The sequence below is a fragment of the Orrella marina genome (assembly GCF_003058465.1).
Lineage (GTDB): Bacteria > Pseudomonadota > Gammaproteobacteria > Burkholderiales > Burkholderiaceae_B > Algicoccus > Algicoccus marinus.
Window position 1 is genome coordinate 1,081,957 of record NZ_CP028901.1, and the last position, 23,552, is coordinate 1,105,508.

Annotated in this window: 20 protein-coding genes, 1 tRNA gene and 1 pseudogene; 17 read left to right on the top strand and 5 right to left on the bottom strand. The window is 53.9% G+C overall.

Annotated features, from left to right (window positions below; all coding sequences use genetic code 11):
• Position 1: 1 nt before the first annotated feature.
• On the bottom strand, positions 2 to 340 hold the full coding sequence (gene glnK / locus DBV39_RS04795; protein WP_108623089.1) for a P-II family nitrogen regulator: 339 nt from the start codon (positions 338 to 340) through the stop codon (positions 2 to 4).
• A gap of 529 nt (positions 341 to 869) precedes the next feature.
• Here glnK and DBV39_RS04805 point away from each other — a divergent pair.
• The 8 genes and pseudogenes from DBV39_RS04805 to DBV39_RS04840 all read left to right on the top strand — a co-directional run bounded on the left by DBV39_RS04805 (position 870) and on the right by DBV39_RS04840 (position 6,956).
• Positions 870 to 1,127 carry an accessory factor UbiK family protein gene (locus DBV39_RS04805; RefSeq protein ID WP_108620571.1) on the top strand — a complete coding sequence of 86 codons (258 nt, stop codon included), beginning with the start codon at positions 870 to 872 and terminating at the stop codon, positions 1,125 to 1,127.
• A gap of 402 nt (positions 1,128 to 1,529) precedes the next feature.
• Positions 1,530 to 1,727 carry a 50S ribosomal protein L35 gene (gene rpmI, locus DBV39_RS04810; protein ID WP_108620572.1) on the top strand — a complete coding sequence of 66 codons (198 nt, stop codon included), beginning with the start codon at positions 1,530 to 1,532 and terminating at the stop codon, positions 1,725 to 1,727.
• A gap of 14 nt (positions 1,728 to 1,741) precedes the next feature.
• Entirely contained in the window at positions 1,742 to 2,101 is a 360-nt protein-coding gene (gene rplT, locus DBV39_RS04815; protein ID WP_108620573.1) for a 50S ribosomal protein L20, read from the top strand.
• 406 nt (positions 2,102 to 2,507) lie between these two features.
• A complete protein-coding gene (gene pheS, locus DBV39_RS04820) occupies positions 2,508 to 3,530 on the top strand; it encodes a phenylalanine--tRNA ligase subunit alpha (RefSeq protein WP_108620574.1) in 1,023 nt (340 codons plus the stop codon).
• 82 nt (positions 3,531 to 3,612) lie between these two features.
• Positions 3,613 to 6,035 (top strand): annotated as a pseudogene (gene pheT, locus DBV39_RS04825) (phenylalanine--tRNA ligase subunit beta).
• A 42-nt stretch (positions 6,036 to 6,077) separates the two neighbouring features.
• Positions 6,078 to 6,416 (top strand): integration host factor subunit alpha, encoded by a 339-nt coding sequence (locus DBV39_RS04830; protein ID WP_108620575.1) that lies wholly within the window; start codon positions 6,078 to 6,080, stop codon positions 6,414 to 6,416.
• 25 nt (positions 6,417 to 6,441) lie between these two features.
• Positions 6,442 to 6,822, top strand: a complete 381-nt coding sequence (locus tag DBV39_RS04835) for a MerR family transcriptional regulator (protein WP_108620576.1) — start codon at positions 6,442 to 6,444, stop codon at positions 6,820 to 6,822.
• 57 nt (positions 6,823 to 6,879) lie between these two features.
• Positions 6,880 to 6,956 (top strand) — tRNA-Pro (locus DBV39_RS04840).
• Positions 6,957 to 9,890: 2,934 nt separating this feature from the next.
• On the opposite strand, the gene DBV39_RS04855 is transcribed toward DBV39_RS04840, so the two are convergent.
• The 3 genes from DBV39_RS04855 to DBV39_RS04865 all read right to left on the bottom strand — a co-directional run bounded on the left by DBV39_RS04855 (position 9,891) and on the right by DBV39_RS04865 (position 11,984).
• Positions 9,891 to 10,565 carry a helix-turn-helix domain-containing protein gene (locus DBV39_RS04855; protein WP_108620579.1) on the bottom strand — a complete coding sequence of 225 codons (675 nt, stop codon included), beginning with the start codon at positions 10,563 to 10,565 and terminating at the stop codon, positions 9,891 to 9,893.
• Between the two features lie 766 nt (positions 10,566 to 11,331).
• A complete protein-coding gene (locus DBV39_RS04860; RefSeq protein WP_108620580.1) occupies positions 11,332 to 11,700 on the bottom strand; it encodes an HVO_A0114 family putative DNA-binding protein in 369 nt (122 codons plus the stop codon).
• Between the two features lie 2 nt (positions 11,701 to 11,702).
• On the bottom strand, positions 11,703 to 11,984 hold the full coding sequence (locus tag DBV39_RS04865) for a toxin-antitoxin system TumE family protein (protein WP_108620581.1): 282 nt from the start codon (positions 11,982 to 11,984) through the stop codon (positions 11,703 to 11,705).
• Positions 11,985 to 13,304: 1,320 nt separating this feature from the next.
• Here DBV39_RS04865 and DBV39_RS04875 point away from each other — a divergent pair.
• Positions 13,305 to 15,527, top strand: coding sequence for an NADP-dependent isocitrate dehydrogenase (locus DBV39_RS04875; RefSeq protein WP_108620583.1), 2,223 nt, complete (start codon positions 13,305 to 13,307; stop codon positions 15,525 to 15,527).
• 937 nt (positions 15,528 to 16,464) lie between these two features.
• Positions 16,465 to 16,680: a hypothetical protein gene (locus DBV39_RS04885; RefSeq protein ID WP_108620585.1), complete on the top strand. Its 216-nt coding sequence runs from the start codon at positions 16,465 to 16,467 to the stop codon at positions 16,678 to 16,680.
• On the opposite strand, the gene DBV39_RS04890 is transcribed toward DBV39_RS04885, so the two are convergent.
• The gene (locus DBV39_RS04890; protein ID WP_108620586.1) at positions 16,667 to 17,353 is read right to left on the bottom strand and encodes an EthD domain-containing protein; all 687 of its coding nucleotides are present in this window, start codon (positions 17,351 to 17,353) and stop codon (positions 16,667 to 16,669) included. The genes DBV39_RS04885 and DBV39_RS04890 overlap by 14 nt on opposite strands.
• A 344-nt stretch (positions 17,354 to 17,697) precedes the next feature.
• Here DBV39_RS04890 and DBV39_RS04895 point away from each other — a divergent pair, with 344 nt between their 5' ends.
• From DBV39_RS04895 to DBV39_RS04925, 7 genes are all read left to right on the top strand, one after another.
• Positions 17,698 to 18,705, top strand: coding sequence for a TRAP transporter substrate-binding protein (locus tag DBV39_RS04895; protein ID WP_108623090.1), 1,008 nt, complete (start codon positions 17,698 to 17,700; stop codon positions 18,703 to 18,705).
• 38 nt (positions 18,706 to 18,743) lie between these two features.
• The gene (locus tag DBV39_RS04900; RefSeq protein WP_159078806.1) at positions 18,744 to 19,244 is read left to right on the top strand and encodes a TRAP transporter small permease; all 501 of its coding nucleotides are present in this window, start codon (positions 18,744 to 18,746) and stop codon (positions 19,242 to 19,244) included.
• Between the two features lie 48 nt (positions 19,245 to 19,292).
• Positions 19,293 to 20,576 (top strand): TRAP transporter large permease subunit, encoded by a 1,284-nt coding sequence (locus DBV39_RS04905; protein ID WP_108620588.1) that lies wholly within the window; start codon positions 19,293 to 19,295, stop codon positions 20,574 to 20,576.
• Between the two features lie 61 nt (positions 20,577 to 20,637).
• Positions 20,638 to 21,480 carry an IclR family transcriptional regulator gene (locus DBV39_RS04910; protein WP_108620589.1) on the top strand — a complete coding sequence of 281 codons (843 nt, stop codon included), beginning with the start codon at positions 20,638 to 20,640 and terminating at the stop codon, positions 21,478 to 21,480.
• Positions 21,480 to 21,884 carry a cupin domain-containing protein gene (locus tag DBV39_RS04915; RefSeq protein WP_108620590.1) on the top strand — a complete coding sequence of 135 codons (405 nt, stop codon included), beginning with the start codon at positions 21,480 to 21,482 and terminating at the stop codon, positions 21,882 to 21,884. The genes DBV39_RS04910 and DBV39_RS04915 overlap by 1 nt, the downstream gene beginning before the upstream one ends.
• On the top strand, positions 21,881 to 22,423 hold the full coding sequence (locus tag DBV39_RS04920) for a nuclear transport factor 2 family protein (protein ID WP_108620591.1): 543 nt from the start codon (positions 21,881 to 21,883) through the stop codon (positions 22,421 to 22,423). The genes DBV39_RS04915 and DBV39_RS04920 overlap by 4 nt, the downstream gene beginning before the upstream one ends.
• The gene (locus DBV39_RS04925; RefSeq protein WP_108620592.1) at positions 22,420 to 23,481 is read left to right on the top strand and encodes an NAD-dependent epimerase/dehydratase family protein; all 1,062 of its coding nucleotides are present in this window, start codon (positions 22,420 to 22,422) and stop codon (positions 23,479 to 23,481) included. Before DBV39_RS04920 ends, DBV39_RS04925 begins: the two co-directional genes overlap by 4 nt.
• Positions 23,482 to 23,552: the final 71 nt, after the last annotated feature.

The window sequence follows — 23,552 nt, forward strand, 5'->3', positions numbered from 1 at the left end:
GTTATAGGGCGGCTTCGCCGGTTTCACCCGTGCGGATTCGAACGACTTCTCCGAGTTCGGCAACGAATATCTTGCCGTCGCCAATCTTGCCGGTCCTCGCGGACTGCTCGATGGTCTCGATGACTTGCTCGCAGATGTCGTCTGACACAGCAGCTTCGATGCGCAGTTTGGGCAGAAAGTCCACCGCATATTCAGCACCACGGTAGAGCTCGGTATGGCCTTTCTGACGTCCAAAACCCTTGACTTCCGTCACGGTGAGCCCTTGCACACCCAGTGCTGACAGGGCGATTCTGACTTCGTCAAGCTTGAACGGCTTGATGATCGCTATGATGAGTTTCATGGTCATTCCTCAGTTTCAGGTACGGGTGAATCACATCAAGCAATTCGCATGCCAACTTTGCTTGTGCTCTGGTGTTCTTTGTAACCACCTGATGCGCGACAGCATAAAAACCTTCGTTTCAGGATTTGTGCATCACAACGGTGCACCAAAGCAAACGAACGCATCCATCTGGTTGCACCAGACTGGTGCGTGCGCCATCTCGGCGCACGAATCCAGCCAGATAGATGACGCTCGAACCCGATGACGATGAATACGTCCACTCCTGATACTCATCGTCCGCGTGTTAGCGCTTGCGAGGACGCGAGGTCGTCTGAACCGTCGCGCGAAGCCTGGCTGTATCACGGTGGGGCGGGTGCAAACACACACTCGGGATAATCCCTGAATGACGCATGGAAAGTCGGCCCATGCTTGCCAAGTCGTGTTGAACTTGGCACAGTCTCCATAACAGTGCCTTGTCCGTCGTTCCTTGAAGGGACAACGCACCCGCAAACGCTAAACTTGCGCTGTTTCACATTGATGGAGGTGTTTCATGCAATCCAACCCTTGGCTTGAGGCGTTTCAGAAAAACGTATCGGACCTGATCGCCCGCAGTCCCGCGGCCGATGTCGAGCGCAACGTTCGCGCCTTCATGACGCAATCATTCAGCAAGCTTGATCTGGTCACGCGTGAAGAGTTTGATATTCAGGCAGACATGCTGAGCGAGGCGATCAAGCGTACCAATGCGCTCGAAAAGCAGATTCAGGCACTCGAGATGAGAGTGACCGCTCTGGAGAACGACAAGGGCTGATCCGAAGGTCCTGTGCAGACAAAAGACTCAAGGAACAAGGCAGGCGGATCGCGCCTGATGCGCATGGAACTGACAGCGGGCCGTCGCCTGTCAGGATGCGACATCAGGCGTTCCGCTCAACAATTGATTGAGCACTGACAGGCAAAACCGGGCGGGTGTTGCGCATCAAAGTTCGATTTGGTTTATAATCAAAGGCTTCGCTTAAAAAGCTAAAGCCATAAAAAGTGTGTCGCAAGCATACGTCGCATGTGGCGCTTAGCTTTTTTGGGCAAAAGCCGCAAGCGAATCGGGTGTGAGTCACTTTTCCGGGTGACAAGCCCCAAGAAAGCGTCTCCGGGTATCAAAGTGCGTTCCAGAGGTCTGGATGCCACCCAGGTGACTGATTAAAACAGGAATCTCATCATGCCTAAGATGAAAACCAAGAAAAGCGCCTCCAAGCGCTTTAAAGTACGGGGCAGTGGCTCCATCAAGCGTGGTCAGGCGTTCAAGCGCCACATCCTGACCAAGAAGACCACCAAGAACAAGCGTCAGTTGCGCGGTTCGACAGCGGTTCATGAGTCCAACGTGGCCGCCGTTCGCGCCATGATGCCCTTCGCTTGATAGGAGAATAAAGTATGCCTCGCGTAAAACGTGGAGTCACCGCAAGGGCTCGTCACAAGAAAGTTATCGCCGCCGCCAAAGGATATCGTGGTCGCCGTGGTAATGTATTCCGGATTGCCAAGCAGGCAGTTATGCGTGCTGGTCAGTACGCATACCGTGACCGCCGCAACAAAAAGCGCACATTCCGTGCTCTGTGGATTACCCGTATCAACGCAGCAGTGCGTGAGCACGGTGTTTCCTACAGCAGCTTCATTGCCGGGCTGAAGAAGGCTTCGATCGACCTTGATCGCAAGGTTCTGGCCGATATGGCAGTTCGTGACAAGGCTGGTTTTGCGGCCATCGTCAATCAGGTCAAAGCAGCTCTGGCAGCCTGATCACGATAGAGTGAAATGGTTGCGCTTTGACGCATCAGGTAAACGGGGCCAGGTTGGCTCCGTTTCCTTTTGCAGGCATTGCTGCCGTTGCAATCAGACTTGAAATGCACCGTCGGTGATCCCGGATAACCGGGATGTGTCGATACTCGATGCATCAAACATTCTGTCAGACAAGTTCCAGGCGGAGCGTGATGCAGGCTCGTACAATGGCGACCAGGTCCCGGCAGACGAGTCAGGTCAGATACCTGACTGTGGCTTGAAAGCCTGGGGTTCCGGCGCAAGCTGATGAAAGCACGATCGCAACAGAACACAATAGAGCGCAATAGAATTTGGCAGTACCAGACACAGTCCATTGCCTGTTTCCAGGTTATTTTCGTGAACCGCTTTCTCCAACCACGGATATCCGATGTCAACCACGCTAGATGATTTGATTGGGCAAGCCAGTCAGGCATTCGAGGCCTGCCATGACAGCGCCAGCCTCGAGAACACCAAGGCCAAGTTCCTTGGCAAACAGGGCGCCATTACAGCCATGATGAAAGGTCTGGCTCAACTTTCACCTGAACAGAAGCGCGAAGAAGGCGCCCGCATCAACCAGGCCAAGCAAGCGGTTGAAGCGGCCCTGACAGCACGTCGCCAGGCACTGGCCGACGCAGCGTTAGCTGCCCAGCTTGCCGAGCAGACGATTGATGTGACACTACCAGGCCGTGGACGTGGGCGCGGATCGGTTCACCCGGTCATCCGCACCTGGGAGCGAGTGGAATCCATTTTTCAGTCGATCGGTTTTGCGGTCGCCGATGGCCCGGAGATCGAGAACGACTGGACCAACTTCACTGCCCTGAACAATCCGCTGAATCACCCTGCACGGTCCATGCAAGACACGTTCTACGTGGACATGAAGGACTCGGAAGGACTGCCTTTACTGCTGCGAACACACACCAGCCCGATGCAGGTTCGCTATGCGCGCATGCACAAGCCTCCGATCAAGGTGATTGCTCCAGGAAGAACTTACCGGGTGGACAGTGACGCAACTCATTCGCCCATGTTCCATCAGGTTGAAGGTCTGTGGATTGACGAGAACATCTCGTTTGCCGACCTGAAGGGCGTGTACACGGACTTCATGCGCTGTTTCTTTGAAACAGACGATCTGGAAATCCGTTTCAGGCCGTCATTTTTTCCGTTCACGGAACCCTCGGCCGAGATCGACATGCGATTTACCACGGGTCCCAATCAGGGTCGCTGGCTCGAAATCTCCGGGGCCGGGCAGGTTCACCCCACGGTGGTCAGAAACTTCGGTCTGGACCCCGAGCGATACATTGGTTTCGCATTCGGCTCAGGACTGGAACGCCTGACAATGCTGCGTTACGGTGTGCACGACCTGCGCCAGTTTTTTGAGGGTGACCTGCGCTTTCTGGCGCAGTTCGCCGACTGATTCTGTTGTCGGAGTGTCATCGACCGATCACACTCCACTGATTCCGCGATCCGCTGATCTGCGATCCCAGACGAGATAAAGCATGCAATTTCCTGAATCCTGGTTAAGAGAATTCGTCAATCCTGACTGCTCGACAGAAGAACTGGCTCATCGCCTGACCATGGCTGGCTTGGAGGTGGAAGAAACCGAACCGGTCGCACCTGCCTTTAGCGGTGTGGTCGTTGCGCGTATCGAATCCGTTGAGCCACACCCCAACGCTGACAAACTGCGCATCTGCAGCGTCAACGCCGGACAACCCGAGATGCTGCAGATCGTATGCGGCGCACCGAACGCCGAGGCAGGGCTGGTTGTACCGCTGGCAGCCATTGGTGCTGTACTACCCGGCGGCATGAAGATTGGTCGCGCCAAGATGCGAGGTGTCGAATCTTTTGGCATGCTGTGTTCCGCACGTGAGCTGGGCCTGTCACAAGACCACGCTGGTCTGATGCCACTTCCGGCGGATCTGATCCCCGGGACAGATTTTCGGCAGGCGTTGTCGCTGGACGAAACGGTGTTTGTTCTAAAGCTCACACCAAACAGAGCTGACTGCCTGTCCATCCTCGGTGTCGCACGGGAAGTCGCTGCCATTACACACACACCTGCTACGGATCGCAAGCCGGAGCCGGCTTCTGTGACGATCAGTGACCGGATTGAAGTGGACATACAAGCGCCTGATCTATGTGGACGTTTTGCGGGGCGTGTTGTCCGTGGCGTGAATGCCAGAGCCCAGACCCCCGACTGGATGGTGCAACGGCTTGAGCGTGCAGGGCAGCGTAGTGTGTCAGCACTGGTTGATATCTCCAATTATCTGATGCTGGAGCGTGGTCGTCCAACACACGTATTCGACTTGAGCAAGCTCTCCGAGCCGCGCCTTTGTGTCCGCTGGGCCAGAACGGGCGAGTCAATCAAACTGCTGAACGAGGAAACTGTCGAGCTCCACCCCGGTCTGGGTGTTATCACATGTGGCGACGAGGCTGAGAGTCTCGCTGGCATCATGGGTGGCGACAAAACAGCTGTGTCGCTCGACACGACAGATGTGTATCTCGAGGCCGCATTCTGGTGGCCCGAGTCCATTGCTGGCCGCACGCGCGAACTGAAGCTCGCGTCCGAAGCCGCGCACCGCTTTGAGCGAGGTGTGGATTTTGCGAATATCGTCGAAGACCTTGAGCGCCTGACGTCGATGGTGATCGATATATGCGGAGGCCATGCAGGCCCGCTGGATGATCAGATCATCAATCTGCCCGAGCGCAAGCCTGTTCAGATGCGTCTTGCCCGCTGCCAGAAAGTACTTGGAATCGATTGCACTCAAGAACAGGTTGGCGCAGCGTTTGACAGCCTGCGTCTTGAATGGATTTTTGAAGCGGGTGTGTTCACGGTCACGCCGCCGTCCTATCGCTTCGATCTGGAAATTGAAGAAGATCTGATCGAGGAGGTTGCTCGCCTGATCGGATTTGACGAGATCCCCGCAAAACCACCGCTGGCCACCGCAAAAATGGACTTCGTTCCGGAAACGTATCGGCCAGGGCGAGTGCTACGCCAGGCGATCTGCGCCCGCGACTATCAGGAAGTGATCAACTTTTCGTTCGTGGAAGCAGACTGGGAGCGTCAGTGGCTGGGTCATGACAATCCGATCGAACTGCTGAACCCGATTGCAAGCCAGATGTCCGTCATGCGCTCAAGCCTGTTGCCGGGGCTGGTGAGTAATATTGCCTACAACGCCAACCGACGTCAGACTCGGGTCAGAGTCTTCGAGCTGGGCCGTGTCTACTGGCGCGATGAGTCCGTAACTGATGGAGATCTGTCTGTTGCAGGTGTGAGCCAGCCATTGCGCCTGGCAGGTGCAGCCTGGGGACCGGCTGACTACGAACAGTGGGGCCTGACGGCCCGTCAAGTCGACTTTTTTGACGTCAAGCGTGACGTAGAAGTCCTTTATGGCCCCGAGCGAAGGACCTGAAATTCGAAGCTGCTGAGCATCCGTTGTTTCACCCAGGTCGCTGCGCGCGGGTGATGCTCGATGGTGCGCAACAAGGATGGTTGGGTGAAATGCATCCTCGCTGGGTGAGAGACCAGGGACTGTCCAGTGCACCGGTCATGTTCGAACTACCGGTTGACAGCCTGTCTGCTGTTCGCATGCCCACTCCGAAAGCGCTGTCAAAGCAGCCAGTCGTTCAGCGCGACATGGCACTATGGGTTGATGCGGATACACCTGCAGACCAATTACTTGATACCATGAGAGCTTTGGTGAGGAATGATCCTGAACTGTCGATTGTTCAGGAGATTGCTCTTTTTGATGTCTGGCAGGACAAGCAGTCGCAGACCAGTCCGGACATCAAGCGCCAGGTCAGCCTCGCCTTCCGGGTGTGGATGCAAGACCCGGCCGTTACGCTTGAAGATGAACGCGTTGATGCCAGCATGCTGAAACTGCGTGAAGCTCTTCAGGCGCAACATAATGCAAGGCCCAGGTAAGAAGAATCACCCCGGCACCACCAGAGAACCAAAGAGAACAACATGTCAGAGTCACAAACACTTACCAAGGCCGAACTGGCTGAATTGCTGTTTGAAGAGGTTGGTCTGAATAAACGCGAAGCCAAAGATCTGGTCGAAACTTTTTTTGACAAGATTCGAGACGCTCTGACTGAAGGCAATACGGTCAAACTGTCTGGATTTGGAAATTTTCAAGTACGCGACAAACCTGCACGCCCCGGACGCAACCCCAAGACCGGGGAGGTGATCCCAATTCTGCCACGACGCGTGGTGACGTTTCATGCCAGCCAGAAACTCAAAGGCGTTGTTGAAGAATCCGGCGGTCTGGTGTTGCCAGACGTCAAGGCAATGGGTATAGAATGACTGATCAAGGATCAAATTCGTAGTCATGAACCAGAACGACACGACCAAACAGCCATTGCCGACCATTCCGGCCAAACGCTACTTCACCATTGGTGAGGTCAGTGACCTTTGCGGGGTCAAACCGCATGTGCTTCGATATTGGGAGCAGGAGTTCACACAACTCAATCCGGTCAAGCGCCGCGGAAACCGCCGCTACTACCAGCACCACGAAGTGCTGCTGATCCGAAAGATTCGCGAATTACTGTACGAACAGGGATTCACCATCAGTGGTGCCCGAAATCGTCTTGCGGATGGAAGAGGGGATGCGCAGATCGATCCAGATGCAGCAGTCAGACTGAGTGCTCAGGAATTGCAGTCCTTGCGTGCGGAACTGACTGCCATTTCGAAGTTGCTCTCTGACGTCTGATACGCGTTCCACCGATCAAAAACAGCTGATAAGTTTTCTGATATACTTTCGTTCTTTCGGGGCGTAGCGCAGCCTGGTAGCGCACTTGCATGGGGTGCAAGGGGTCGTGAGTTCGAATCCCACCGTCCCGACCATATAAATCAAGGGGTTACAGTTCAAAAGACTGTAGCCCCTTGTGCATTTCTGGGTCCCGTACACTATTTTTACACTAATTATCTCGGGCTTATCTGGTGATGCAGGGTAGGGCCAACACCCGAATGACCGGATTGTTGCTGACCATCATGCACAAAAAGCTCGACCTGTCAGTGGTTCACGACATGTTTGCGCTCAAACGTGCGCCCAGTGAACTGTACATATAGGGTTGCCCGGGGCATGGCCATTGACTTGACAAGGATAAGAGTGGGCAGGCGAACAGCCTTCAGTGGCGCATGTGGGGATGAACACCTGTCTGACTCACCGACTGCTGGACTGGATGGCGAGTGCAGGCAACTCCGTTTCCGGGGTGACCGACGCAGGGGCCTACCTTCAGAGTCGCCAAGGTATGGAGCTTCGCGCAGGCAATCGAGCTGCCCGGTCTGCGAGTCGATCGGTCGGGGGCGGCCATACCACCAGCCTTGTGAACACGCCAGAGCAAAGACTGTGTCGCGCAGTCGGCCACCCGTGTCGACTGTGCAAGCGGGCATCTGCGGCAAGGCGGAACCAAGTCTACGCCAAGGTATGTCCAGCTGCCGGAATGACCATTCTCTGGCTGCCAGATCCTCTGCCTGGAATGACACTGGGAAACTCCCGTGTCACGACCAGATGTTTCACGATAGGGGTGGTCCCAGGCAGTTCCTGAGTTGCGTTTCGACTGGCTGCATAGGTACTGCCGGATGTTCCGACTGGTGTCTGACGGACTGCCGATCTGCCAGCCGGCCTGGCCAAGATGCCGGACCATCCTGACTCATTATCTGGATCGACCGTCATGCTCACAGTGCGTGGAGTTTGAACGCCGTGGCGCTGGGATCTGCCCAGCTCATCCAGAGACAATAGATGCTCGGTTATGGGTGAATGGCATTGCTCTCACGGTGCAGGGGCATGGCCTGATGGCCCTGCCGGTTAGCTTCCAGGGCGGATCACAGAAACATTTTTGCACAGACCATCGAGCATCAAGCCAGCACGACATCGAGTGATCTGCTTTGGGTGTCAGGAACGACTCAGCCTTGCCACCGATCGGTAGAACCAGCAGGCATGCGCCGCGCACGGAACAGATACCAATCCGCATTCATTCATGTCACTGGCAGGAATACCCAAAGACATCTGACGAGCATTGCAAAGCACACGTACATTCTTCCTGCGCGGCTCTCAATGCCACGGACCGTACGGCACTTATTCCGGAGGGTTAGGCCTTCGTTTCAGCCAGCCAAAAACGGACATGGCAGGTATACGATGATTGTCGAGTCAGGAGGCAGCGTGAGTGCGAGAACGATGTTCACCTGGCTGGCTGATCAGCTCGAGGGAAACTCCCGTCAAGGCGATCGGACCATCCTTTCCGAGCCTGCTGGATTGCGATGAGGGTCGCGCCCGGGAAGCAACTGACAAGGCCACATCGCGGTTACCATGCGACCACGATGCGACCACCCTATGACCACCCCATGATCCTCACCTGACTGCAATTCGAGGCACTGCCGGAATAAGGCTGCGAGTTTGTGTATACCGAGGACGGGGTATTCCCCGGAAGGTTACGCCCCCAGTTGGAAGCTGTACTGTTTCACTTCATTACAGGTGATACGCTGGCCATCTACAGCCTGCTGGCTTTGGCACAGTCTCGCCAGCTCCGGGCGCGCGTGATGAGGTGTGCACATGGCCCGGAAAGTCCGTCTCGTCAGCCTGCGCAAACGGCTCGACACAGCCAGTCCAACAGCAGCAAAGGCGCTGGTTCAAATGGTGCTGGTGCGGCTATTTCCTGACCAGCTGAAACGACATATTTGCGGCATTACCCTGGTTGCTACCTTGCAGCTGAAACACCCGCTACTGTGTAGGCCGGACAGAGGCACACCCCGGGATCAGTACGCGAAGCGTGGGCAAGGCCATAGCCCCCCCAGGAACACAGTGGCAGGGTGCGGCATATCCCCATATCGACCTACTCGTCAGCCCGGCCTCTGGCCAAGGGCTGTAGGCAGGCAGGTCCCTTGTGGCCGCCGACGTAAGAGTAGAGTCATGCAGGTGGGGATTTGCCCCCAACTCAGGCAGGCCAAAAAAGGCGGGTAACCCAGCACAGGCCTGCTGTCTCAGAAACCAGCGTCTCGTGCATTGGTGACCCGATTGTTGACCCCATGTATTCTTTCTGAAACCCGCTCGGCAGCACGGCAAGTTCCATACATTTGCACTGGCGCTCCTGGCAGAATCAATCCCAGGCAGAAGCTGCCGGAAGGTACAGCTTTGCGGGAGCCCGTGATACGGATGATGCGCATTTTTACGTTCGTGAATGGATGCACCGCGAGTGCCACGCAAGCAAGATCCCATGCCCACTCAAAGGCACGAAGCCAGGCTGATCAATTGATTTATGAAGTGATTGCGGTACGTGGTCAGGAGCCCTGAAACATTCAATGCCATATGCGTTTTCGTTGCCGGGTCCGAGGCCCTGTGATCGTTCACGGACACCCTGAATCTCGATGGTGATTACGGGTTCCATCGCAGGAGAGAGGAGGGCCATGAGCGGTGATTGTCGGGCTGGTGTGCCAGATTTGTGAACGCAAACATCGCACATCTTCGCGGTGGATCATATCGAGGCAATCAGAAGTGATTGGGGTCACGAGACTCCACGAACACTCAACATGTACCGGTCGTGTCTGGTTCAAGTTGGCTTGTCGAGGCAGCGACCATTGGGCCTGCACCCATGATGCCTGTCCGAAAAAAGGGTGCCCGCAAGGACACCCTTTGAGTATCAGCCATCACAGGCTGCGCGACCCGGTTCTCGCTTCATACCGGTGCAGTTGCAACGGATGAGACAATCGCTCGGGCCAACCAATTCTCGGATCATCCGCGCTGGCGAGACACCGAGTCCAGATCATACTGACCTCAAAATATCAGGTGTGCTGATGCACCCAGGCCATCGGCGAGTCAGCCCATGGAACAAACCGCAGAGCTGATCCGCAGATCTTCCAGCGACCGCCACACCGCCTTGCTGCCGCTGCAAGATGAGGGTTGGACCGCACCTGTTGCTCAAGGACAGAACCGAGCTCTTCCGTTGGCACAGAGTCGGTTAGCTCACTCATCGTGGCTTGAGTCATGCCAAACAGGTACTCGAGCCAGTGACGCAGAGATGGGCCGCAGCAGACACCCACATGAGAGTCAGCAGGCAGCTCCTCCGAAGAACCACTGGAAAGCCATGACACCGGTACGCGAAGCAGTGATGCCAGCGCCTCAAGCCTCGATGGGCTGGTGCCTCGCTTGAACCACGCTTCGACCAAGGCGAGTTCTACCCCGATATCGGCTGCAATGACATCGCTGGTCAGACCAAGATAGTCGCGTGCCAGCATGATGCGTTGCCCGACACTCGAATGGCCACTTTCAGCCAAAGACGACTTGACGTTCGCATTGGCCTCGAGCTTCTCAATCATCCAGTCCGAAAAGTACACCTCTCCGGAACTGCCGTCCCGGTCTGCGAGGCGCTGCTTTGCCTCCTCCAGGCTGTACCCGAGAAACTTGCACAATGCCAGCGCGTACGCCGTCCGATCCTGCCCAGATTTATTTATTGACATCCGACCTCCAAAAAATTTGACCTATTAAGAGATGCAAGCAAAGTGGCTTGCAAAGAGGTATAGGAAATTTTTCGAAAGAAGATTGCTGCTGGTCGTGGGCAGCGCAGGAAAATCTTGTACTAACTGGACTCACTGGCAGGCATTCCGGTCGCACGGACCTGTATGGCCTGTCCGGCATATGGAGCCAGCGATATCAGCAAAAGCCGAGCGACCAGGTCGCTTTTTCAACTTTCGACATGACAAGGAAAGAAGTGGGGTGGCATGCAGACCATGTTTTCAGAGCCTGGTGCCGCTCTGGGGCCTGGAGCAGCACATTGACATGGCACTCCGCTCGCGAACATCGGCATGGGTCCATCCATCGTGCCGGTCGGCCGTGATTGATTGACATCGATCCTGGACCGTCACTTCCGACAAGGGCGAGACCTCACCTCTTTTCAGGAGCGAAACCTACACGCGATCATGGCTGACCAGTCACGCTATTGTGTGTTGACCAGGTGGACAGAGGGCGTCCACAGATCACCATCTTCTTCCTTGTCAAGTCAAAAACAGCACCATCTGCGTGATGACGCTTGTTTTGATTTTTCTCCTACACCGGTATGTGAGAGAAGACATATCAACCTCGATAGCGGTTCGCACGCCAGATAAAGGTCAAATTCAGGAATGCTAATAATGCTGGTATTTGATACGGGCGGCAAGGGAAGCGCTTTACGTCAAAGTCCTCTGCCAGAAACAACACGGAGAACGTCAAGATGGCTCGAGCAGGCCCTCAGGCCACTTTCTTCTCCATATGCATGTCGACATGGATGTCAGAGAAAGGGCAGATCAGGGCACCTGACGCAGAGCGCTCCAGCAGGCCAAGCTCCACAAGTGCCATCGCATCTTCGTGAACTCGTTTCACATCACGTTCCAGGCGCCGCGCCAGTTCACGCACACCCACTTCGCCGGCGCCTTGAAGCTCGGCCAGCATCGCCCATCGATTGGCTGTCAGGCGTGAGAAGAACGCGCCCGGTGACTCGAAATTCAGCGACTCGCCCTGGTACTGGCCACTCAGAACACCCTTGGAGGCGGTTGCGCCAGCTTCGCGAAGGGCGCTCTTCCAGTCGCGCTGTGTTGTGATTGTCAGCTTGCGTTCCATGGTCATTTCCTCCTTTTGTCGACCTCACGAATGAAGTCTTCAATCAGCGTTTCAAGGCTGGAGAACTCATACGGAAGCTGCTTTCCGTCCAGGTGGCAATGGTCACCCTTGCCGCGCTCGTTGTCGAATCCGACTACCCGCAGCCCTTGCACGATATACACAAGGCGGTACTTGAAGCCGTGCGTGGTGGGAGGCACGGGGCTTGGAACTTTCCAGACGATCATCTGGATGATTCCGCCATCTGGTGTCACGTTTTTGAAATCGTAGATGAGTTCCGCTTTCATGTTGGCTATTCTGACAACATTCGTGGCTGTTGTCAATTGTGCCAACGGGCATGATACCAACAGGTATGGGGCTTTTTTTCTGGGTAAGTACATGGTGCCAGAGGGCTGTGCCCAGGCATCTGAACAATTGCATCGGGTCGTGAACGTGAAGTAAAGGAGATTGTCTGGCAAGTCACTGGACGGCGAAGGCGCTGTCCACCTGCCGTGCCGTTACTGCCCCGAATGCTTTGCATTCATATGACCTCCAGACAATTTGACCTATTAAGAGATGCAAGCAAAGTGGCTTGCAAAGAGGTTTAGGATCTTTCTGGTAAGGGATACGGCTGTCGGATCGTGCGAGCAACGCAGTTGTGCATAGAGCAGATTCTCGACACGCTGGTCATTCCGATCAGCACGGCCTGACCAGCAAAGGAAGTTTGTGAAGTCGGTGAGGTCAGCACACAGTCGCACGTGCCGGGTCATTTCTAGTGATTGCGATTGGACAAGGAAAGAGACAGGACAAGCCAGGAATAGTGGCCACACTCTGATATCGCATGCCATGAAAAAGGGTGCCCCGTAGGACACCCTGAGAGTATTGGCCTTGGCAGGCCGATTCGCCCAATCCAATTGCTCAAGCAGGGATGTTTGCACTGGTTGAACAAAGGGTTCGTGTCAACAAACCACCGGAATTGCCTTACTGGCTACGACCGGTTACTAAAAACACTGCCCTTCACAAAAGCATCACCTTCCCTGGTGCAGCCAGATCATAGGTGAATCTGGCCACGGGACAAACTGAAGCCCTGACCCGGCGACTTGCCAGTAGCCGCCTGAGCGCCTTGCAGCCGACCTTTTACCTTCAATGGAGAAGCATCCTCGCGTCAAACTGCATTTCACGCTCACCAGGTCGTCCTGGCTTAATGTGATCGAGCGATGGACAGGTCAACCGGAGCGCAACACCCTGTATCACGGGTGCTTCACCAGCGTCAAAGATCTGCGAGAAACCATCAAGATATTTATCGATAGCCACAACACACATAGCGCCAAACCGTTTCGGTGGTCTCAAGCAGCAGATGCAATTCTGGCTAGTGTTGATCCTGCAAGAACTTCGATGATCTTGAATAGTTGAATTGACCAGACTCAGTGCGCTAGTGAGGCACCGTGAGTTCCACAACAACACCGCAGAAGTGAGCCCAGATGCTAACCTCCCGCTTTGTTTCAGAGTGTGATGCGTGTATTTGACATCACACCGTGTCTGACGCGCACTAAGTGTTTTGTATTGCTGGGTGATAATACGGTCGCGTGCGCAGACGTATTTTTTACTTCAGATAACGTATTCCAAAAATGTCCAAAATCATCTACACCCTGACTGACGAAGCTCCAATGCTTGCAACCTACTCGCTACTGCCGATTGTGCAGGCGTTTACGCGTTCGGCGGGTATCGACGTCCAGACCCGTGACATCTCTTTGTCGGGTCGTATTCTGGCGCAGTTCCCGGAGCTTCTGAGCGATGCACAACGCATCAATGACGATTTGTCATATCTGGGTGACCTGGCTAAAACGCCTGAAGCCAACATCATCAAGTTGCCCAACATCTCAGCCTCGATTCCCCAGCTCAAGGCGGCCATCAGGGAGCTTCAAAGCAAAGGCTTTGCGCTGCCTGACTATCCCGATGTCCCGTCGAATGACGACGAGAAAGATGTCAAGGCTCGCTACGACCGAGTCAAGGGTTCGGCCGTTAATCCCGTGCTACGTCAAGGCAACTCGGACAGGCGCGCTCCTCTGTCAGTCAAGCGCTATGCTCGCAAGCATCCCTACAAGATGGGTGTCTGGACACCTGACAACCAGGCCCATGTCGCACACATGCAGGAGGGTGACTTCTACGGTAGTGAAAAATCCGCAGTCCTCGCGCAACCGGGTAAGGTTCGAGTCGAGCTGACAACGAATGCAGGACATACCATCGTCCTGAAAGCATCCACCAAAGTCCTGGCTGGTGAGGTACTCGACGCAGCAGTCCTGAGCAAAAAGGCCTTGCGCAGTTTTCTGGAGCAGCAGGTGCAGGACGCCAAAGCCAAAGGCGTACTGTTCTCCGCACACCTGAAAGCCACCATGATGAAGGTATCGGACCCGATCATTTTTGGCCATGTCGTATCGGTCTTCTACGGTCCGGTCCTGGACAAACATGCCGCAACCCTGGCAGAGATCGGATTCAATCCCAACAATGGTATTGGTGATCTGTACGCTCGCCTGGACAAACTGTCTGCTGACAAACGCACTGAGATCGAAGCTGATTTGAAAGCACTGGCCGATCAGCGACCCGCTCTGGCAATGGTGAACAGTGACAAGGGCATCACCTGTCTGCACGTTCCGTCAGACGTGATCGTCGATGCATCGATGCCCGTCATGATTCGTGACTCGGGTTGTATGTGGAACGCTGCCGGCAAGCTGCAACAGTCCAAGGCCGTGATTCCGGATCGTTGCTATGCGAGTGTGTATCAGACCGTCATTGACGACAGCAAAAAGAACGGCGCACTCGATCCGGTCACAATGGGATCAGTTCCAAACGTAGGTCTGATGGCTCAGGCCGCACAAGAGTACGGCAGTCACGACAAAACCTTTGAGATCGAGCAAGCCGGTGCAGTACGTGTGATTGATCAATCCGGTCAGGTGTTGCTCGAACAGAAAGTGGAGGAGGGTGACATTTTCCGGATGTGTCAGACCAAGGATGGCCCGATCCGTGACTGGGTAAAGCTGGCTGTCAGTCGTGCACGTGCCTCAGGTACACCGGCAGTATTCTGGCTCGACCCGTGTCGTGCACATGACGCAGTCTTGATTGATAAGGTCACGACCTATCTGAAAGAGCATGATCTGACCGGACTGGATATCCAGATCATGTCACCTGCTGAAGCGACACAGTATTCGTTGATCCGCATCCGCAAAGGTCTTGACACGATTTCCGTGACAGGTAATGTGCTCCGTGACTACCTGACCGATCTGTTTCCCATTCTCGAGCTTGGAACCTCGGCCAAGATGCTTTCCGTCGTGCCGCTGATGAATGGTGGTGGCCTGTTTGAAACAGGTGCGGGTGGTTCTGCACCCAAGCACGTTCAGCAGTTTGTCGAGGAAGGTTTTCTGCGCTGGGACTCGCTTGGTGAATTCATGGCCCTGGCTGCCTCGCTTGAGCATCTGGCCGCTCATGACAGGAACCCGAAATCCCGGATACTGGCTCAGACACTGGATGCAGCAACAGGTCGCTTTCTCGAAAACAACAAATCTCCAGCGCGCAAACCGGGTGCCGGCATCGATAACCGTGGCAGTCACTTCTATCTGGCGCTGTACTGGGCGCAAGAACTGGCCCAGCAGAATGAAGATGCTGAACTGCAAGCGGCTTTCAAACCGGTTGCTCAAGTCATGACCACGTCAGAGTCCACCATCATTGCCGAGCTGAATGCAGTCCAGGGCAAGCCCTCTGATATTGATGGTTACTACCGACCGAACGAAGTCAAGACACAGATGGCGATGCGCCCGAGTGCAACCTTGAACGAAATCATCAACCGACTCGCCTAGTTCTGCAGGAATTGTGTCATGGGCTTGCACCAAACACACAAACTCAACTGATGGATAAACCATCGGCTTGAGTGCCGTGTCAAACCTGACTGAAGCATCCGTAAACCATATGCCACGAATCCTCCTAACGGATTCAGGGCATATGGTTTACGGATGCTGTTCGCATAAGTCCATCCCTTTGGGACGTACAACATCGAGCAAAGGTCAATGTTCGGGTCTGGCGACTTTGAGTTTGGATAATGGACGCCGCCTTACACCTGGGCGTTTCTGAATGTTCAAACGAGAGCTGACATCAGGGTTTGTTTCCCGTCACGGGCAGACGGCATCCACGTGCCCAGGTTGGATGCGTCATCACCTTGGTCGGTCAACGCCCGAACTGGCGTGATACGCTTTCGATCAAACACTATGTTGAGTCAGAGGAGCATGTCATGCCCGAGCAGAACAAGGTAGTTAACGAGGTTGAGCTTTTTTATCAAATGAAAGGGACCGGCCCGGCGTTGCTGTTGCTGCATGGACTTTCTCAGAACCGATCTATATGGTGGCGGGTCTGCGATCAATAGCCGCACTCATTTACCCCCGTCATACCAGACCTGCGAGGGTACGGCAATTCACCCAGACCCGCCTTTGCACCCCACCATCAAAACGACTCCAGGTGTCAGATGCCCCCTGATCTGATGGCATTAATGGATCGACTGGGTATTGAACAGTTTTGAGTCGTCTGTCATGATCGAGGCAGCCGGGTTGCCCATCGTCTCGCGGCAGACTTTCCGGCCAGGGCTCAGCGACTGATGCTGCTTGATTTATCGCCAAAGCTGAAGATATTCGAGCAGACAGGCATGTCGTTTGCGGCTGGTTAGTGATACTGATTCTTTCTAGTGCAGCGCTACCTGAGTAACTCATCGAAGAGTAACCCAATGGCTTCATGGAAGCTTTCACTATGAAGCGACATGGCGGTCGCGCCTCATCTGACCCAGAGAAGTGGCAGCAATATATCAAAGCCATCAGAGATCCGGCCCGCCTGAACGCGATGTGTGAGGACTATCGGACATCCATCACGATCGACCTGGATCACGATCGCCAGGACCGGGCAACAAGCGCCAAGCGGTCACAAGAAGTGGTCCAGGAGATTTGTCAGTTTTTTAACAGATCTTGACCTCTTGGATTCTATAAATCGCAACAGTCCTCAGCCAAAAGTCTTGTGTCATGAACTGTGAAAATAGCTCACTTGAAATCGCTTCATTCAGATTCCGTTCGCTGTCGAACCAAAGTTCTGTAAGTGCTTCTGCACGACGTCCGTCTCCTGAAGGAATGCCGGCAGAAACCGGGTGGTTCCGATCAATAACCTTGTTCTGCGTCAGTCCTCTAAGGCCCGGAAGTTGCTCGATCTGAGCCTTTACTGATGGCCACCAATCCTCTACTGGATCCCAACTCGACTGCTGGTGCATTCCTCGCGTGCTGACCAGAATGACCTTGTAGAGAACTTCCGCCGATCGACGTTGCACAAGTTCAAATGCTTTCAAAACCAGAATCGTGATCTCACCTTGAAACTTTGGAATGTCCTCCTTCGTCAATGCATACGCTTGAGAAGCATCGGATCGCTCCATTGCCTCAATGCTCTGGAAAGCGAGCTGTGATATGCCGTCAATGCGCTGTAATGGAAAGGCTGGCGCCTCGTAAACGCGATCAAGAATGTGGTTCTGCCTGTAATGCAAAAGCCCCGGCAATTTACGCGCAAGCTCACCGTGCACCTCGATCCAGTGGCTTTTGAAGGCAGCCTCGCTTAAAGAGGCTTTTCGCGAAATAAGCGCACTCCGGTAGATCGTCATACGAAACTCCTGTTTGCAACCAAACGTTCAAAAAGCCGCTAGCGATTAGACATCTCCAGACTGTGCCAACCGGACTAGCCTGACTTGCCGCGCTCAATCCCAGATCTGAAAATTGAACACTCTTGACAGAGGGGATCTGCCCCATCTTGTGCGAACTTTTTTATCGCAATATGAGATTTGCAATATAGAAGAAAATTAAATATTTTCACAATAAGGGAAAATCATTACAAAAATCGCACATATTGCGAAATTTACTGTTATACACTTCCTCCGTAACCTCGAGGAGGGTGCTAACGGACTTTTTGTCCAGCATGTTTGCTTTCAATCAGAAAAGGATCATTTACATGAAAATCCGGGTTTTGGCGCTATCAGCGCTGCTTGCGATCTCTTCCAGTGCATTAGCCGAGGACATCAAGGAACGAACCATCCGTTTCGGACATTTGGTTCAGCCGGGTCATCCGCTAGCCTTAGGTGTACAGAAGTTTGCTGATCTGGTTTCCGAGAAAAGTGGTGGAAAGATCAAGGTTCGCGAGTTTGGTGGGTCGGTCCTGGGTAGTGAGAGCCAGCAGATGAGTGCTGTGCAAGGGGGCGTGCAGCAAATGTTTGTGCCCGCCACAACCACAGCATCGGCACTTGTTAAAGAATTCAGTCTGATCGATACACCTTTTGCCTTTCAGAATACGTCCCAGGTTGATGCTTTACTTGGCGGACCTTTTGGAACATCGCTTCAGGAACGCCTTCCGGAGCGAGGAATCGTTGGCATGGGCTTTTGGGAGACAGGATTTCGTAACTTCACGAACAATCGCCAACCCATCATCAAGATGGAAGACATGCGTGGGTTGAAGACTCGCGTCATGGGCGATCCACTGTTTCTGGACTCCTTCAAAGCGCTCGGAACCAATCCGGTTCCCATGGCGTTTGGTGAACTGTACGGCGCACTGGAGTCTGGTGCACTCGATGCAGAGGAGAACCCATACAGCATCGTTTTGACCAGCAAGTTCTACGAAGTCCAGAAGTACATGAGCGAGACCAATCATGTCTACACGGCTAATCTTGTGATGATGAGCAAGCGTTTCTGGGATCAATTGTCCGATACGGAGAAGCAGATTCTTTCTGAAGCCGCTGCCGAAGCCGGAGAGTATCAGAGAACGATCAGCAGAGAGAAAGCCAAGGTGGCACGTGACCAACTCATTGCAAATGGCATGGAGATCAACTCTGTTCCTCAGGACTCCCTTGACCAGATGCGCGCAGCGACGGATCCAGTCGCGGATGGTTTCGCAAATAGCTACGACCCAGCTCTCGTTGATCTGTATCGCAGCGAGATGAAGCGTATCCGCGCGGCTTATCCATAAATCATGCGGATTTTGGTGCAATTGAAGGATTGATGACAATGCAAGGTCTGATTGAGCAGTATTGCAAATTCCTACGTCTCGTTTGTGTCCTGCTATTGGCCGCGATGGTCGTCATGGTCATGGGCAACGTGGTGTTGCGGTACGGATTCAACTCGGGCCTGCTTGTCTCGGAGGAATTGTCGAGATGGCTGTTTGTCTGGATGACCTTCCTCGGGGCGATCATCGCCCTGGCAGAGCGAGCCCATCTTGGAACGGACGTCCTACTGGCCAGAATCCCTAAAAAGGCACGGCTGGTTTGTCTTATTCTGGCGCAGATTCTCATGATTTACGCCAGCTGGCTGGTCCTCGACGGCAGTCTTACCCAAGCAGAGCTCAACTGGTTCGTTACTGCTCCAGTGACGGGCACACCTGTTTGGGTTTTTTACGCATCGGGCGTTGTGTTCGGTATTTCGAGTTTGTGGATCTTGCTTTACGGGTTGTATCAGCTTCTGAGGGGACGTCTGCCCGAAGAGGAAGATGCGAACCAGTCGCATCTGTAAACCGATGCGACTTCCCGGGCGGCTGCCCTTTGTAAAAGTAACCTTATCATGACAGTCCTGATTTTTCTTAGTTCTTTGCTTGCTGCCATGCTGATTGGCGTGCCGATTGCTTACGCGCTATTGCTTTCTGGCGTGGCACTGATGATGCATCTGGATTTGTTTGATGCGCAGATTCTTGCCCAGAATGTCATCAATGGAGCCGATAGCTTTCCTCTGCTGGCAATTCCTTTTTTCATGTTGGCCGGGGAGGTCATGAACGCTGGCGGGCTGTCCAAGCGACTGGTGCAGTTTGCCATGACACTGGTAGGGCATAAACGCGGCGGGCTTGGCTATGTCGTTGTGGTAACCGCCTGCCTGATGGCCGCACTGTCTGGTTCGGCAGTTGCTGATACAGCCGCGCTTGCTGCCTTGCTATTGCCCATGATGGTCAGAGCCGGTCACGATAAGGCAACCTCAGGGGGATTGATTGCCTCTGCTGGCATCATCGCCCCAGTTATTCCACCATCAATCGCTTTCATAATTTTTGGCGTGGCTGGTAATGTGTCAATTGGCAAACTATTCATGGCCGGGATCGTTCCAGGGTTGTTGCTGGGTATCGCGATTGCTGCAGCCTGGGCCTGGGTGGTTCGCCGTGAAAATGTGCCGTTGCCCCCAAAGGCGTCATTCCGGCAACAAGTCAGTGCATTCAAGGACGCCATATGGGCACTGATGCTGCCCGTGATCATTCTTGTTGGCCTCAAGATGGGAGTGTTTACACCAACAGAGGCAGCGGTGGTTGCAGCGGTCTACTCGCTTTTCGTGGCATGCGTCATTTATCGGGAACTTAGGCTAGCCAGTCTGTATAAAGTATTTGCCTGCGCCGCGCGTACTACAGCGATCGTGATGTTCCTGATTGCAGCTGCCATGGTGGCTGCATGGTTGATTACTGTCGCGGACATACCAGGGCAGATCATCGATATTCTCGAACCCTTCATGGACAACCCGACATTACTTTTGATTGCAATGATGTTGTTCATCCTGGCTGTTGGCATGGCGATGGACATGATGCCGACCATCTTGATTCTTACCCCTGTGTTGATGCCAGTTGTCAAGGAAGCGGGTATTGACCCAGCCTACTTTGGCGTGTTGTTCATCATTAACACTGCGATCGGCCTGATGACACCTCCGGTCGGGACTGTTTTGAATGTGGTGTCCGGAGTTGGTCAGATGAAGATGGACCAAGTCGCTCGGGGTGCATTTCCATTCATCATTGCTCAAGTGTCCGTCCTGGTGTTGTTAGTTCTTTTTCCTGCAATCGTGATGGTGCCGATGGAGTTTTTGTGGGGGCGCTGATGGCAGCACATTTGACGACGAGATTAAGTCTCGGTCCGAATTGCGATCTCGAGAGGATCTGATGAAAGGACGAGAAATGAGTAGTTTTGCGAAAGGACTTAGCATCCTGGAGTTGTTCCGGGAAGGTGCATTATCAGTACACCTGGATGAGGTAGTCGAGTTTTTGGGAACCTCGCGAGCGACCGCCTATCGCTATTTGGCCAGTTTGTGCGATGTTGGTCTGTTATCGCCAGCCAAGGGAGGCGTTTATGTGCTTGGTCCGAGAATAATCGAACTCGACCGAATCATGCAGATTGGAGACCCGTTACTGACAGCAGGGCGGAAGGTTATGCGCCAGCTGAGCGACGCTAAGTGTCTGAACATGCTGTTAGCCAGCTATTTCCGAAACAGCATTATGTGCGTGGACATCGCATGGCCAGATCCCGCAATTCCAGCCCTGTTTGAGCGCGGCAAGCCGATGTCATTGTTCCGAGGAGCCATGGCAAAGATCATCCTTGCCAATCTTTCAGTCTATCAGCAAAGAAATCTGGCGCTGAACTATCCAGACGAAATTAAACGGGCCGGGATGGGAGAAACTTGGCCTGAGTTCAGGACAAAACTCGCTGAGATCGGGCGCCAGGGCTACTCGATCACCCGTGCCGAGATGATGCCCCAGTCAGGTGGCATTTCTGCACCAATCTTCGATGCCGAAAACAAGGTTCTTGGCAGTATCACTATCGTGTTGGCCGAATCTGAATTTCCGTCAACCGACTTCGACCAGCTCGCGCAGTGGATCACTGATGCCGGAAGAAAGGCTTCTGAAATGATCGCGGAACGATGCGCCGAGCCAGTGCATGCTACCGCCAAAATTAAAACATCTGATAAGAAAATCAGTACTACTAAACGAAAGAAAGGAGTTACTTGATGACAACCGCCGTCACCCCGTTTCTGCCCAATCAGGAGCAGCTTGGCCCCCTGGACTCAAGAATTGTTGATGTTCAATCACTTCCATGGCGTACCACCCCTTCACCTGGCGTGGAGATCAAGATACTGATGCAAGACGAACAATCCGGTCTGCTGACAGCACTGTTTCGCTGGGCACCAGGAAGTGTTCTCGGCTTACACGAGCACGTTCAGATTGAGCAGAGCTATGTCCTTGAGGGTGAATTCGAGGACGATGACGGTGTTTATACCGAAGGAAACTTTGTCTGGCGTCCCGCTGGCCATCGTCACGATGCCCGTTCACCGAAGGGCGCTTTGGTGTTGTGCTTCTTTTTGAAACCGAACAAGTTTCTGGAGGGTCCTCTTGCTGGTGAGGAACTGAAATGACGCAAAGTCTGACACGCACTCGTCAGGAAAAACTCGGCACCCGACAAGAAGATGAACTCGCCATTCATCAGTTGAAAGCACGGTACTGCCGTTATGTCGACACCAAACAGTGGGCACAGTTGCGAACTTTATTCACCGACGATGCCCGGTTTGAAGGTTTTGGCTCAGCTCCTGATGGATCTAGCGCTGACCAGTTCGTGGCAGGTGTCTCAAAAAGACTCGAAACCGCAATTTCAGTTCATCACTGCCATATGCCCGAGCTTGCCTTTAATGGGGAGGGACAAGCAAAGGGGATATGGGCGATGCAGGATTTTCTGCAATGGCCATCGCCAATCGTGCTGCGTGAGGCGCCCGATGCCGTCGGCTTTACCGGATATGGTCACTACGAGGAGGCATACAGGCGGGAGAATGATCAATGGCTGATCTGTTTCATGCGATTGACACGGCTCAGGGTTGACCCCGTGACCAAGAATACCCAGTGGCCACAACTCGACAATTTACGTCGTGCATCGCCTGACTGGCTGGAGTTAATATCATGAAACATGCGCTTGTACTTGGTTCGACAGGTGTGATTGGTGGATCTATTGTCAAACAGCTTCTGAACGAGGGCGAATGGCGGGTAACGTGTGTTAATCGATCTGGTACGGCACCGCAAGGAGCCGACGCGCTGGCACTGGACATTCTAGACGACAAGTCATTCAAGGCCGCACTCAAGTCAATGCCCGCGGTGACCCACCTTTTCTATGCTGCATATCAGCCACGTTCCAGTCGGTTCCTGGAAATCGAACCGAATCTTGACATGCTGCGCAGAGCGATTGACTTGGCTGAGGTCCACGCTGGATCCCTCCAGAGAGTTGTGCTCATTACCGGCGGAAAGTACTACGGACTGCAATGGGGTGCGATCAAAACGCCTGCGCGCGAAACAGACCCCAGACATCTTGCTCCTAACTTCTATTACCAGCAACACGATCACCTGGTAGAGCGGAGTATTGCTGGCGGATGGAGCTGGAGCCATCTGATTCCACCGTATGTGACTGGCTACTCCGAGCGTGCCCCAATGAATCTGGTGATGACGTTAGGCGTGCTTGGCACGCTGTCACGTGCGCAGAAAGTGCCCCTTCGATTTCCCGGTACGGCCGCTGCCTGGAATGCACTGCACCACATCGCCGACGCCGACCAGATAGCTGCGGCAGCGTGCTGGGCATCAACAAGCGAGAACGCTGGAAACGAGATTTTCAATATTGCCAATGGCGACCCGAGCCGCTGGAAGAACACCTGGGCAGTTTTGGCTCGATACTTTGACATGGAAATGGCAGACCCAATCCCAGTTCCACTTGACATGGTTCCTGAAGCGTTTGGCGACCTGTGGAAATCTATCTCGTTGGAGCAAGGTCTTGTCCAGAATGATATAGGCCGCTTAGTCAACTGGCAGTGGGCACACTACATGTTCAACGTTGCATTCAGTAATGATGTCCTATTTGAAACAGGAAAGATCCGCCGGGCAGGCTTTCACCAATGCCTTGATACTGAGACAACTCTGCTAGCGCGTTTTGATGAGTTAGTAGCAAGAAAGTTGATTCCTGATGTGTCTCGGTGACTCACCGCGCTTGAATCGCTGGAAACAAACATAACGGATCAGCGATCGATCCAACTCGATTCACTATCTTG

Coding starts and splice junctions, on each gene's coding strand:
- DBV39_RS04890 (WP_108620586.1), bottom strand. CDS start 17,353: ATGACGATCTACCGGAGTGCGCTTATTTCGCGAAAAGCCTCTTTAAGC.
- DBV39_RS04835 (WP_108620576.1), top strand. CDS start 6,442: ATGAACCAGAACGACACGACCAAACAGCCATTGCCGACCATTCCGGCC.
- DBV39_RS04830 (WP_108620575.1), top strand. CDS start 6,078: ATGTCAGAGTCACAAACACTTACCAAGGCCGAACTGGCTGAATTGCTG.
- DBV39_RS04900 (WP_159078806.1), top strand. CDS start 18,744: ATGCAAGGTCTGATTGAGCAGTATTGCAAATTCCTACGTCTCGTTTGT.
- rpmI (WP_108620572.1), top strand. CDS start 1,530: ATGCCTAAGATGAAAACCAAGAAAAGCGCCTCCAAGCGCTTTAAAGTA.
- DBV39_RS04885 (WP_108620585.1), top strand. CDS start 16,465: ATGAAGCGACATGGCGGTCGCGCCTCATCTGACCCAGAGAAGTGGCAG.
- pheS (WP_108620574.1), top strand. CDS start 2,508: ATGTCAACCACGCTAGATGATTTGATTGGGCAAGCCAGTCAGGCATTC.
- DBV39_RS04925 (WP_108620592.1), top strand. CDS start 22,420: ATGAAACATGCGCTTGTACTTGGTTCGACAGGTGTGATTGGTGGATCT.
- DBV39_RS04905 (WP_108620588.1), top strand. CDS start 19,293: ATGACAGTCCTGATTTTTCTTAGTTCTTTGCTTGCTGCCATGCTGATT.
- DBV39_RS04895 (WP_108623090.1), top strand. CDS start 17,698: ATGAAAATCCGGGTTTTGGCGCTATCAGCGCTGCTTGCGATCTCTTCC.
- DBV39_RS04860 (WP_108620580.1), bottom strand. CDS start 11,700: ATGGAACGCAAGCTGACAATCACAACACAGCGCGACTGGAAGAGCGCC.
- DBV39_RS04805 (WP_108620571.1), top strand. CDS start 870: ATGCAATCCAACCCTTGGCTTGAGGCGTTTCAGAAAAACGTATCGGAC.
- DBV39_RS04910 (WP_108620589.1), top strand. CDS start 20,638: ATGAAAGGACGAGAAATGAGTAGTTTTGCGAAAGGACTTAGCATCCTG.
- DBV39_RS04865 (WP_108620581.1), bottom strand. CDS start 11,984: ATGAAAGCGGAACTCATCTACGATTTCAAAAACGTGACACCAGATGGC.
- glnK (WP_108623089.1), bottom strand. CDS start 340: ATGAAACTCATCATAGCGATCATCAAGCCGTTCAAGCTTGACGAAGTC.
- rplT (WP_108620573.1), top strand. CDS start 1,742: ATGCCTCGCGTAAAACGTGGAGTCACCGCAAGGGCTCGTCACAAGAAA.
- DBV39_RS04915 (WP_108620590.1), top strand. CDS start 21,480: ATGACAACCGCCGTCACCCCGTTTCTGCCCAATCAGGAGCAGCTTGGC.
- DBV39_RS04875 (WP_108620583.1), top strand. CDS start 13,305: ATGTCCAAAATCATCTACACCCTGACTGACGAAGCTCCAATGCTTGCA.
- DBV39_RS04855 (WP_108620579.1), bottom strand. CDS start 10,565: ATGTCAATAAATAAATCTGGGCAGGATCGGACGGCGTACGCGCTGGCA.
- DBV39_RS04920 (WP_108620591.1), top strand. CDS start 21,881: ATGACGCAAAGTCTGACACGCACTCGTCAGGAAAAACTCGGCACCCGA.